At 43.2% G+C, this 12,772-nt stretch carries 5 protein-coding genes and 1 pseudogene; 5 read left to right on the top strand and 1 reads right to left on the bottom strand.

The window, feature by feature from the left end; all coding sequences use genetic code 11:
• Nucleotides 1–16: 16 nt before the first annotated feature.
• Genes NXX38_RS03850 through NXX38_RS03835 form a run of 4 tightly spaced genes read left to right on the top strand, consistent with a single transcriptional unit; the run spans nucleotide 17 to nucleotide 8,192 of the window.
• Nucleotides 17–3,058, top strand: coding sequence for a TonB-dependent receptor (locus NXX38_RS03850; protein WP_258978626.1), 3,042 nt, complete (start codon nucleotides 17–19; stop codon nucleotides 3,056–3,058).
• A gap of 49 nt (nucleotides 3,059–3,107) precedes the next feature.
• Complete coding sequence (locus NXX38_RS03845) at nucleotides 3,108–4,547, top strand: RagB/SusD family nutrient uptake outer membrane protein (protein ID WP_258978625.1); 1,440 nt, start codon at nucleotides 3,108–3,110, stop codon at nucleotides 4,545–4,547.
• Nucleotides 4,548–4,564: 17 nt separating this feature from the next.
• The gene (locus NXX38_RS03840) at nucleotides 4,565–6,469 is read left to right on the top strand and encodes a DUF4091 domain-containing protein (RefSeq protein ID WP_258978624.1); all 1,905 of its coding nucleotides are present in this window, start codon (nucleotides 4,565–4,567) and stop codon (nucleotides 6,467–6,469) included.
• A gap of 13 nt (nucleotides 6,470–6,482) precedes the next feature.
• On the top strand, nucleotides 6,483–8,192 hold the full coding sequence (locus NXX38_RS03835; protein WP_258978623.1) for a DUF4091 domain-containing protein: 1,710 nt from the start codon (nucleotides 6,483–6,485) through the stop codon (nucleotides 8,190–8,192).
• A 121-nt stretch (nucleotides 8,193–8,313) separates the two neighbouring features.
• Here NXX38_RS03835 and NXX38_RS03830 read toward each other — a convergent pair whose 3' ends face one another.
• Nucleotides 8,314–8,913 carry a DNA-binding protein gene (locus NXX38_RS03830; RefSeq protein WP_258978622.1) on the bottom strand — a complete coding sequence of 200 codons (600 nt, stop codon included), beginning with the start codon at nucleotides 8,911–8,913 and terminating at the stop codon, nucleotides 8,314–8,316.
• Nucleotides 8,914–9,332: 419 nt separating this feature from the next.
• Here NXX38_RS03830 and NXX38_RS03825 point away from each other — a divergent pair.
• Nucleotides 9,333–12,759, top strand: a pseudogene (locus tag NXX38_RS03825) (TonB-dependent receptor).
• Nucleotides 12,760–12,772 lie beyond the last annotated feature (13 nt).

The following is a 12,772-nucleotide window of genomic DNA, read 5'->3' as shown; positions in this document are numbered from 1 at the left end:
TTAATAATCGAATAATATGAAAAATATGAAGAAAGTAGTGTTATTAATTATGCTCGGACTGATGGTTTCGTTTTCAGTCTTTGCACAGCAGGCGTTAAAAGGTACGATACGGTCGAAGGCCGATAAGCAACCGCTACCGGGAGTATCTGTTGCAATAAAAGGGACGCTCACCGGAGGAATCAGCGACTTGGATGGAAATTTCTCTATTAATGTGAAGTCCGGGGATATACTTGTAGTCAGCTTTATAGGCTATAAAACACGCGAAATACCGGTTGGCAGTCAGACAAGGATGGACATTTTGCTCGAAGAAGATGTTGCCTTACTGGATGAGGTAGTCGTGATAGGTTATGGTATTCAGAAAAAGAGCGATATTACAGGTTCGGTAAGTTCCGTTAAATCCGAGAATATACAAAATGCAGCTTTCACCCGTACCGATGAGGCTCTTCAGGGACAGATAGCCGGGGTGCAGGTGGTGAATAATGATGCCTCACCCAATTCCAGTATTTCTATCCGGATTCGTGGTGTAAATTCAATCAATGCCGCAAGTGATCCTCTCGTTATCATCGACGGTATGCAAGGCGGTTCGATGTCGAATGTGCATCCGAATGATATTGAGTCGATTGAAATTCTGAAAGATGCCTCCGCTACTGCAATTTACGGTTCGAGAGGAGCCGGCGGAGTTATTCTGATTACAACTAAAAAAGGCGGCAGCCAAAAACCGACTATCACGTATAATGTATTTGGTGCCCTTCAGCAGGTACGCAAAAAACTGGATATTATGAATGCCTCGGAATATGCGCAATACATTAATACGAACAGGAAGGTGAGAAAACTGCCTGCCGTATTTGACGATGTGTCTACTTTTGAGAATAATAGTACGGATTGGCAGGATGAGATATTCAGAACCGGAGTAACCCAAAACCATCATCTTAGTATCAGTGGAAAGTCGGGTATCATCTCGTATAATATTGCCGGAGATTATCTGGGAGCCAAAGGAATCGTTATCAACTCAAAATACCAGAAAATGTCGCTGCGTTCCAATCTCACTATCGACCTGAATAAGAAAGTCAAATTGAATCTGAATACATTCTTCTCTTCTTCTAAAGATAATCCGACAGTTCAGAATGCCCGTGATGCTTACGGAAGCCCTATTTATGCCACTCTGAACTTTGCGCCGACAAGACCGGTCTATGAGAGTGACGGCAGTTACTCCCAGCCGGGAGGTGGCTACGGTTCGAATACGGAATATAATCCGGTGGCGCTTGCCAATGAACAGACGAACGTATATCATCAGAAAATGAATATCATTAATCCTGAAATAGTCATTCAGTTGTTTAAAGACCTCAAGTTTCAGTCGTCCGTTTCCTGGCAGATGTCCGATGGTGAAAGTGACTGGTATTATACTGAAAAAGTGATTAATGGAGACGAATCAACGAGAACTGCCAGCATAAGTAATGATAAGTGGATGCAATTCCAAAATACCAATATGCTGACGTACGACCATACATTTGCAGGTAAACACCATTTGATTGCTACTGCGGTACTGGAACAGCAATTGTCTAAATCTACTTCCAGCTATGCCTCTTCCAAAGGCTTTTTCACGAATGAGAAATTATATAATAATTTGGGACTCGGAAGTGAAACCATTCAGCCCGGTTCTTACAGAGCCGATCAGACTCTTTTATCCTATATGGGACGAATCAGTTATACCTATTCCGACCGCTATTCAGCTACGCTGACCATGCGTGCAGATGGTTCGTCCGTATTTGCAAAGAATAATAAATGGGGATATTTTCCTTCTGCCGGACTGGCGTGGAATATTTCCAACGAGAAATTTCTGAAAGACGTTTCTTCAATAGATAACCTTAAATTGAGATTGAGCTATGGAGTCGTTGGCAATCAGGCTATTTCTCCTTATCAGTCATTGGATCTGCTGGTGACAGGTTCTAAGGCGGCCTATGCATTTGATGGCGAAAAATTGCATCAGGGTGTTTCACTGTCCACTTTGGCGGGAAACTCGAATCTGAAATGGGAAACTACCAAACAGTGGAATGCAGGAATCGACCTTTCTTTATTCAAAGGCAGGCTCAACCTTACTGCCGATGTCTATCGGAAGATTACCTCGGATTTATTATTTGAAAAACAACTGAAAATGGCTTCCGGACAGGCTACTCAACTGGTGAATGCCGGAAAGATTCGTAATCAGGGAGTTGAGTTGGTTGTGGGTGGAACACCTGTGCGGGTGAAGAACTTTGAATGGACTACCAATCTGACTTACGCTGCAAACCGGAGTGAAGTGTTGGCACTCAATGAAGGAGTGGACGAAATGATTCTCGGTGGAGCCGGTATGCCCGGATTCTCGGATGCGGTTCGCCTGGAAGTAGGGCAACCTATCGGACTGGTAAAAGGTTTCAGATACGATGGAGTATGGAAAAGCAGTGAGAAGATTCTGGCTGGTGCATACGGCGTCACTCCCGGTTCACCCAAATATTTTGATAAAGACAATAACGGGGTGATAGATAGTGAAGACATGGTGACAATAGCCAAGACCTTGCCGGACTTTACTTATAGCTGGAGTAATAGCTTCCGGTATAAAGACTTGTTCCTGAATGTCTTGATTGTAGGAGTGCAGGGAAATGATATCGTGAATCTTGGCAAGTTTATGTTGGAAGGAGGTTCGGACGGAATCGGCAGGAATCTACTGAACCGCTGGACGCCGGAAAACGAAAATACGAATATTCCGGGACATGATGTGTTGGGAAATCAACGGAATTCCAGTCAGTGGGTAGAAGACGGGTCATATGTCCGGGTGAAAAATATTACTTTCGGTTATAATTTGCCTTCTAAATTCCTGAAGAAATTGAAGATCAATGCGGTGAAAGTATATGTAACCGGGACGAACCTGTTGACTTTCACCAAGTATTCGGGATTTGACCCCGAAGCCAATAATGCTTCCAGTATCGCTTCCGGCAATAATTCGGGACCATTCACCGGTTTTGATATGGCTTCCTATCCTTCCCAGAAACAGTATGCAATCGGTTTGGATATTACTTTCTGATAGTGTTGGCAAAATGAATTAAAGAATGATAATCAAAAAGATAGATATTATGAAACTTATGAAAAATATAGGACTACTTTCTTTTTTATGCCTGATAATCCCGCTGACCGTTTCATGCGTGGATTTAGACGAGAATCCACCGTCGGACTTATCCCCAGAGAACTTTTATACGTCCGAAAGCGAGTATAATGCAGCCTTGACGGGTATTATCAAAGCTCTTTACTCCGATTGGTCAGGGTTCGATTATGGCTATGACCTTATTCTTGCGTCCGGTGCGGAAGATGTCCGTTCTGATGCGGACCTGTTTAAGAATTTCGATCGATTGATCCCTAATGACCGGGAAATAGTCATTCATGATTTCTGGATGAAGTGTTATCAGGCCATTTCCAATGCCAATGCGCTGATTAGTAAACTTCAGAATGCGAAAGACATCTCGGTGGAAAAACTCGATGCGCTTGAAGGACAAACACGATTCTTACGCGCTTTTACCTATTTCTATCTGGTACGCTTTTTCGGTCCTGTGCAGGTGACGACTTACGAAAATCAAAATGATATTGAAAACGTGAAGCAGTCGAGTGTAGCTGAAGTTTATGATGCAATTCTTGACGACTTGACGATAGCCGAAGTTAAATTACCCCTGTCGTTTTCAGAAAAGGGCAGACCGACAAGGGGAGCTGCCAAAACATTGATGGCTAAAGTGTATCTGACGATGACGGGATGGCCGTTGAATGATAAATCCTATTATGTGTTGGCCAGAGATAAAGCGGCAGAAGTGATGGATGATAAGTATGGCTATGACTTGGAAAATGATTTCGCGGATTTGTGGAAACAATCCAATAAGTTGAAATCAAAAGAGTTCATTTTCACTTTCTACGGTTCTGTTGCAGAGGATGGAGTGGCCGGAAGTCACATGGATTTGGCAACAAGATATTTTGGAAATGGCGAAGGCGGATGGGGCGACTATTTTAGTGAAACCCGCTTCTTTGACGCTTTTCCTGAAGGACCGCGGAAAGATGCTACTTTCACTTCCGTATTTGCCGACGGTACAACTTTTACAGAAGCCGGTGTTGAGCCTTTTATAGCCAAATATCGAGATGGAGGTCGTAGGGTGAATACTTCCAGTGAAGGCTTCCGCCCGATGTTGCGTTTTGCCGACGTTTTACTGATTTATGCGGAGGCTGCCAATTATGTGAATCATGGGCCGGACGAGGCGGCATTAGACGCATTCGACCGGGTGTATAGCCGGGGACGTGGTGAAAGTTCTCCATACACACTTAGGACATCTCAAAATGAATTTGACAGAGCTATCTTGGAAGAAAGAGCATGGGAGTTTGCTTGTGAAGGGGATAGATGGCATGATCTTGTCAGAAAAGAGATGGTAGTTGCGGCTAATGCCGAGCGGTTTCCGACAGTGAAGGAGTCTGCCAGGTTATTGCCTAAGCCGGGTACTGAAATTATTCCGGGTATCCTGGATCAGAATGAGTATTAATCAAATCTATTGAATAGATGAAAAATAGTATTAGTTTAAGTATATGCGCGTTTTGTGTGCTCGTAGCCCTATGTAGCTGCGGGCAAACGCAATCAGGTGGAACGGTTCGCAATCAGGTAATGGATCCGGTCACCGAAATACCCGAATGGCTGAAAGTGACAGTGGAGTCGGCATTACCTTCGGATTCATTGAATGTATGGATACCTACCGGAGAACTTGCGACGTCGTCATTGATACGAGTTCCCAGGTTTCCTGCACCCAAACATGAAAATGATAAATCTCCTTCACCGTTTGATATTCAGCCGGTTGATTTCTCCGCCATTCATTCAATCACAGGCGTGCGCAACGAGCAGCAGTCTTTCCAACTGTCGGTTGCGTCTGTCCATGAACTTACCGGGCTTTCTGTCAGAGTAGGGGATTTAATCTCGGAAAAGGGGGATGCGCTGGATGCCGGACATATTAAAGTCAGATATGTCCGTTATGTGCCGGTAGAACGTGCCCGGAGCGAATACACATGGACGGCCCGTCAGGAAGACGTGTATGGAGAGGAAGTGAGTGGGACAGGTTCGCCGGATGTAGTGGCCGATCCTTTGATGGAGCTGGAAGCGGTAGATGTGCCTGCCTATAGGGCGCAGCCGGTCTGGTTTACTGTAGAGATTCCGGAATCTGCCACTCCTGATATTTATCGTGGAAAACTTGTGATTCATACGGACCAGTATCAAGAGGTTGCCCTAAATCTCGCTGTGAATGTACTGGAACCTACGTTACCGGCCCCAAAGGATTATAGTTTCTTTTTGGATTTATGGTTCAATCCCAATGCGATAGCTGTAGAGAAAGGGGTGGAACCGTGGTCTGAAAAACATTGGGAACTGATAGACCCCTATCTGGAAGATTTGGCGTCAAGAGGAGCGAAAACGATTACAACCACTATTGTGCCTTATCCCTGGAAGGTAGACTGGCTGGCAGGAAGCCAACGTTCGCAGACGTACATCGGTTATCCCGCTATGATTACCTGGCTATTGGATGATTCGGGAAAATGGAGCTTCGATTACTCAGTTTTCGACCGTTTTGTAGAGACGTGTTTCAAACATGGGATTGACCGTCGTATAGATGCGTTTTCGCTGTCTCCTTTCAATCACAAGACAGATCGTCGCGAAGTTATTTATCGTCATAAGGAGACGAATGCTGCGGATACGTTATATTATGACCAGTTTGCTCCGGCGTATAAGGAAATATGGAAATCTTTCCTGCGTGACTTCGAAAGTCATCTGACCTCAAAAGGATGGCTGGATAAAACCTATTTGAGTTTTGATGAAAGTCCGCACGAGGTGATTGAATCGATCTTGGGTATCGTAGGCGACAGTGCCCCTGTATTTCTGCAACAATTCTCAATAGCCGGCAGGAAGGAAGCCTCCGCATTGGCAAAGTCATTCTCGCTGTTTTATTCTTTCTTGCCGGAGAAACTGACCGGGGATGACGAAACCACTGCCTGGTTGCAGGACAGGAAAAAAGATCCGGATAAGATCACGAACTTTTATTTGTGCGGAGATCCTGCGCATCCGAATACTTTGACCTATTCTCCGGCTATTGAGTCAAGAATGATCCCTTGGCTGGCGGCTCATTACGGGCTCGACGGATATTTGCGATGGGCATATAATAGCTGGTCTGATAAAGATCCGTACAACAAACCCGTTTTCAACTTTATTCAGGGTGATGATTACTATATTTATCCGGGAGAAAATGGCCCTGTCAGCTCCATTCGCTGGGAACTGCTGAAAGAGGGTATCGAAGACTTTGAATTACTTAAGATAGTAAACTCTACACAGAAAAAAGAGGCAATTGACATGGCTGTGAGAAACCGCGACGGGCGCCAGAAATCTGTTACGGATTTTGAAAATGCCAGGAGACTGCTCATTCAATAATAAACTGACTGAAATGAAAAAATATATGATTTTAACTGCCATATTCTGTTTGTTGATTGCATTTCCCGGTTGCGGGAGCGATGATAAAGACACCCCTAATGGTGGAGTGGTGGAACCTCCGGTGGAAGTGCCCCAAACAATGAAGGGCTCATTTGAGAGCAAGTATAAGCGGTATGCGCAAAGGGATAAACATGAAGGCCAGAGCTCATCCGATAAGATTGTAACTCAATGGCGAGATACCGTTTGGAGAAACGAACGTGTACATACCCAAATTATTCTTTGGGCAGAGAAGAACGTGAAAGGGATCACTTATCAGGTGAATGACTTGAAGTGCGGCGGCCAAACGCTCTCTTCTTCGAATATCCGTTTGAGATTTCCGACCTATGTGTTGGGGGATACGAAAGCTTTGGACTGTGGCTCGCAGACTTCGCGTCAGTCGGCATATATTGCGGATGCGTTGTCGGAGCAGCAAGTTACCCAAATTTCGTCAACTGACCCGACAAAGGTGTGGGTGACGATTGATGTACCCAAAAACACTTCGCCCGGTTTATATGAAGGGAGCATTGACGTGAAGCAGGAAACAGGAGAAAAACTTTCTTTCAATATCCAGCTTCTTGTGACGAATCATGTCTTGCCGGATGTGAAAGACTGGACATATCATTTGGATATATGGCAATTCCCTTTCCAATTAGTTACTTTGTGTGGGAAAAGTGGCAACGAGGTGAAACCTTTTTCTCCGGCTTATGAATCTTTGATGTCTTCTTTCTATAAGATGTTGGCCGATGCAGGTCAGAAGGCTGTTACGACCTATATCAAAGATGGTGCGTTTCTGGAAGGGCAGACAATGATTAACTGGAATTTGAATGAGGATGATACATGGAGTTTTGACTATACTAATTTTGATAAATTTGTAGAATTCATGTTCTCTTTGGGAATTAATAAACAGATAGACTGCTTTTCTTTAGTAGGCTGGAACAATTCAATAGGGTATTTTGATAGATCGAGCTCAAGTCACAAGACTAAAAAACTGCCGATAGGAACAGATGAGTACAATGAGGTATGGACAGCATTTCTCACTTCATTTCGTGCACATCTGATATCTAAAGGCTGGTTTGATAAAGCTGTTTTGTTCCTTGACGAGGCACGCGACGAAGAAACCCGGCAAGTGGTAAATCTTATCAGGCAAAATGGCTCGGATTGGAAGATAGGTCTGGCAGGAAGTCGTATCGCTGCTGATATTGAGAATGAACTCTATGATTATTGTACACTTTTAGGCTATGAAAGGGCTTCAACTAATCATATCTCAACCTTCTACACCAGTTGTTCGCAGATGTTTCCTAATAATTATGTATCCAAGGAGACATCTCCTGCCGAAATGGTATGGATGTCATGGTATGCTGCTTCAAAAGGATTAAATGGTTATCTCCGGTGGGCTTTTGATTATTGGCTAAATACTGACCCCCTAAATATACAGGATGGAACCAATACTGCCGGAGATTTCCATATGATTTACCGCACGGATAACACGGCTTCGAGCAAGGCGGTAGCCAGCATCCGTTTTGAAATGCTTCGTGAGGGTATTCAGGATTATGAAAAGATTAAAATATTATCTGTGCCGGCTTTGGATACTGCTGTAAAGAGCGTAGATGTAGCCAGTGGCCGGATAGCAGAAAAGACAATACTTAACACACAACATATCCTTAAACAAATCTCAGCAAATTGATGAAAAAATGTTATTGATGTTTTGCAGCTGCTAATTATTAGCGGCTGCAAAATTGTTATATGATGGTTTTGTTTGAATAATATTCCACCTCCTAATATATTCTGCGAAGAGTATTTGGCTTCTATTTCTTTAAATATACCACCGTCTTTCCTCCTCCGTATTTTCGTATAATTCCCTCTTTTAAATAGGTATTTAACAGCCCCGTTGCTTTGTATCGACTTATGCTGGCTAGTCTCGTGAAATCAACACAAGTGATGCAACCTTGTTCATCCAGATGTTGCATAAGGATGTTACGGCATTTGTCTTCATCGGGATTGCCATTGCTTCGGTAAGGTGATTCCATGCGTTCCAATGGTAATGGCTCCATGTTCTCACGGAATTTTTTGTTGATGCGAAGGTTCACTTTATTCAGGTGGATGGAAGGAGAGCGGATTTCTTTCTTCTCCATTACCGGATGGTCGCATTTCAGCGATAAGGAGAAATAACCTAATTCTCCGACTTCCACAATCCAGCCTTGTTTCAACCAATGTTGTAATTCATCGGTGACTGCTTGCAAGCATCCTTCAATGGTGGCCTGACTGAAGCCGTTGCTTTTAGATACTAATTCAATAAACTTCTTAGCATCAAGAGTTCCCGATGGAATCACTCGTGCGTGAAGTGGTTGCTGCTCATCCTTTTTTTGTGGGTTGCCACTGGCATAAAGATCGTAATAAACACTCATGTCTTATTTTGTTTTTAGTTATTCAGTAAATATTGTCTCCGGCTGCATAATTTTATTCGTTTGACTATAGTCATTTAAAACGTAGGCTATAGTGCTTCTTTTATTTGACTATACTCTAACGAAAGAAACACTATAGTCAAATGAATTAATTCGTGCACTCAAAGGTACTAATTATTTCAGGTAAAGACACTAATTTATGCATTAAATGAGAAAATACTATTTACCCCTCTCTATTTTTGCTTTTAAAAATATACTTTTAAAGTGTTTTCTTTCTTTTTTATCAAGTATGGATTGATTTCCGGCAAATTCTCTCATATTTTTCCAATTAAGATTCATTAACTTATTTGCCGTAATACTTTTTAATATCTCTTGTGTATTAGCTAATAGATATCGAACTATAAACTTTAAAGACTAATATTATGGAAAAAGATTCTCCTTTTTCATCCACCGGCAGAAGGTGTATTGTAGCCCTAATGTGCATATTTGTCACAGCTCTTGTTTATGCACAGCAGCAAAAAATATCAGTTAGTATCAAAGAGCTTCCTCTTAAAGAAGCTATCAGTCAGATAGCAGAGAAGGCATCGATGAATGTAGCCTATAGCAAAGAATTTGTAGATACGAGTAGGAAAGTGTCATTGGAGGTGAAAAACACAGATGTAAACAAAGCATTAACTCTTTTGCTAAAAGGGACTAACATTGGGTTCCGTTTCTTGGATGACAGCATTTTATTTTATAATAAAGAATATCAAAATAAAAACACGTCCGAACCTGTTGATTCGCAAGAGAGTAAGAGAGAACTGTATGTGAAAGGTAAAGTTACTGATGAGAATGCGGAACCGATAATCGGAGCCACCGTGTCTGTAAAAGGATCGACTACGGGTACAATAACCGATATCAATGGTCAGTATTCCATCAAAGTACCCTATGGAAGTACACTTCGGTACTCATACGTCGGTTATCGTGAAGAAAGCATCATAGCGAAAGAAACGACAGTAAACGTAGTGATGAAAGAGAATGCTGTCAGCTTGGAAGACGTAGTAGTTGTGGGCTATGGCGTACAAAAGAAAGTAAACGTAACAGGTGCTGTATCTATGGTTAAAGCGGAGGCTATTGAGAACAGACCTATTACTAACGTAACTACGGGGTTACAAGGGTTGTTGCCCGGAGTTAGCATCGTTTCTTCTTCGGGACAGCCGGGTGCTGTGCCCAGTATCAATATTCGTGGTACGGGAACCATCAACAGTAGTACAGCACCTTTGATCTTGATTGATGGGGTAGCTGGGGGAGACATCAATTTATTGAATCCTTCGGACATTGAAAGTGTATCAGTGCTGAAAGATGCCGCCTCATCAGCCATTTATGGAGCACGTGCCGCCAATGGTGTTATTCTTGTAACTACTAAAAAGGGAGAAAAGAAAGAACGGGTAGTATTCCAATATAACGGATATGCCGGATTTCAGACTCCCACAGCATTACCGGAGCTTGTTAACGGAAGGGAATACATGGAACTCTCCAACGAAGCCATGAGTGCTGCCGGATTTTCCAAACCTTATACACAAGAGGCTTTCGATAAATATGATTCGGGACTGTACCCCAATGAATATTCCAATACTGACTGGATTGACGAAATATACAAAAGCCGGGCTTTTCAGACGGGGCATAATGTGAGTGCACGGGGTGGAAGCGAGAAAACCGGATTTTTTATGTCGTATGGTTTCTTGGATCAGGATGGGCTGATTGTAGGTGACGGATATAGTTCCAAAAGACATAATGCGCGTATCAGTGTAAACACAGAAGTGTACAATCGTTTGAAACTGAATGGGCAGATGAGCTATGTCGATTTCTACAAGAAGGACTTAGGTTATAGCGGCACATCAGGGGTATTTCGCCTGTCACAGCGTATGTCTCCGCTACTTCCTGTCAAGTGGCAAATTCCTGACGAAAACGGCCGGATGGTAGATAGCGAGAATTGGTCGTACGGTTCGGTGCGTAACCCCTTGCAGGTAGCCTATGAGTCGGGAATGGAAGAACGGAAAACTCGTGTGCTCAATGGAATATTCAATGCAGATCTCAAAATTATAGACGGATTGAATGTCGGTATGCAGTATTCTGCTAATATATACACCCGCCAGGTGGATGAGTTTAACCCGAAGATGTTGTCTTATTACTCGGACGGTAGCCCGTTGAAAGCAAATGAAGATGCCAAGGACTATATTTCCCAAAGCCATCTCGACGTTATGACCCAAACGTTGCAATTCACCCTGAACTTTAATAAAACCATAGGACGCCACGAGTTGGGAGCGTTGTTGGGATTTTCGCAAGAGTGGGAAAACCGAAGCACATTGGGTGCTACGCGTGATAATGTGATGGTTGAAGATATTCACGTTATCAGCGCCGGAATGATTAATTTCATGAATAGCGGAACAAAAGATGAGTGGGCTTTGCGCTCTTACTTTGGTCGTGTCAACTATGCTTTTGACGGTAAATATCTGTTTGAAGCCAACCTGCGTGCTGACGGAACTTCAAGATTTGCCAAGGGCAATCGTTGGGGATATTTTCCATCGTTCTCGGCAGGATGGAACTTTTCACGTGAAAAATTCATGGAGTTTGCTACTTCGGTATTGAACTCGGGTAAGCTGCGTGCTTCCTGGGGTGAATTGGGAAATCAAAATATTCCCGGTAATTACTACCCCTACTTGTCACCTATCATTACCGAGGAGTCCTATCCTATCGGAGCTTCTAATACACCTGTTATGGGACTTTGGCAGAACAAAATAGGTAATCCCGATATCAAGTGGGAAACCATCCGCATGATTAATTTTGGAGTAGACCTTAGTTTTTTGAGTAATAGACTGAATGTGGACTTTGATTGGTATAAGAAAGAAAATATTGACGCGTTGGTTCGTCCCGATGTTCCGGCTATTGTCGGGGTCTCCAGCAGTAACGTAGGCTATGTCAATCTTGGTAAGATTGATGTCAAAGGATGGGAACTCAATTTGTCATGGCGTGATAAGATCGGAAATGTAAATTACAATCTCGGATTCAATCTGTCGGATGCCCGTAATAAGATCACCGATTTGGGCGGAACTCCGGAGTCCCTGACCAGTACGGCTTCCGGTTCGTATCGTCGGGTAGGTGATCCGATAGGTGCTTTCTATGGTTATCTTACGGATGGGTTGGCACAAGTGTATGATTTCGAATCGGTGAATACAACTACAGGTAAGTATCAGAAACCAAAGTTCCCTCTTGTTGCCTCACAAAATGGCATTGTACAGCCCGGAGATATTAAGTATCGGGACATCAGTGGTCCTGACGGCGCTCCCGACGGGGTGATTGATGACTATGACAAAGTGGTATTTGGCGAGAAAGAGCCCCATTACACCTATGCAATCAAGGGTGGTTTGGAATGGAAAGGTATAGGACTTCAGTTTCTATTTGCAAGGTGTAGGTAAAGTTGCCGGTTACCTTGAGGATGAGGCTCGGCATGCATTTATTAATGACTACTCGATCCCTAAAAAAGAACATCTTGACAGATGGACGCCTATGAATCCAAATGCTTCTTATCCCAGACTTTATCAGTCGCAGGAGCACAACAGGCTCTTCAGTGACTACTGGAAAGAGGATGCATCGTACTTGCGTCTGAAGAATATTCAGATAGGTTATCGTCTTCCTGCCCGGATGGTGGCACCTCTTGGCATTAATAGTCTTAGAGTATATGCTTCGGCAGATAACTTGTTTACTAAAACCAATTACTTCGGGGCTTATGATCCTGAAGTGAGGACCACCAGCGGAGATGTCTATCCGCAAGTAAAAACCTATGTTTTTGGATTATCAATAACATTCTAACCTATTAAACGAC

Origin of the sequence: Bacteroides sp. BFG-637, assembly GCF_024793605.1 — a bacterium.
GTDB lineage: Bacteria > Bacteroidota > Bacteroidia > Bacteroidales > Bacteroidaceae > Bacteroides > Bacteroides vicugnae.
Note: the sequence above shows the minus strand (reverse complement) of the source record. Positions and strands in the feature narration are given on the sequence as shown.

Excerpts from the sequence above, each read along its gene's own strand:
- NXX38_RS03850 (WP_258978626.1), top strand. The coding sequence starts at position 17 with ATGAAAAATATGAAGAAAGTAGTGTTATTAATTATGCTCGGACTGATG.
- NXX38_RS03845 (WP_258978625.1), top strand. The coding sequence starts at position 3,108 with ATGAAACTTATGAAAAATATAGGACTACTTTCTTTTTTATGCCTGATA.
- NXX38_RS03840 (WP_258978624.1), top strand. The coding sequence starts at position 4,565 with ATGAAAAATAGTATTAGTTTAAGTATATGCGCGTTTTGTGTGCTCGTA.
- NXX38_RS03835 (WP_258978623.1), top strand. The coding sequence starts at position 6,483 with ATGAAAAAATATATGATTTTAACTGCCATATTCTGTTTGTTGATTGCA.
- NXX38_RS03830 (WP_258978622.1), bottom strand. The coding sequence starts at position 8,913 with ATGAGTGTTTATTACGATCTTTATGCCAGTGGCAACCCACAAAAAAAG.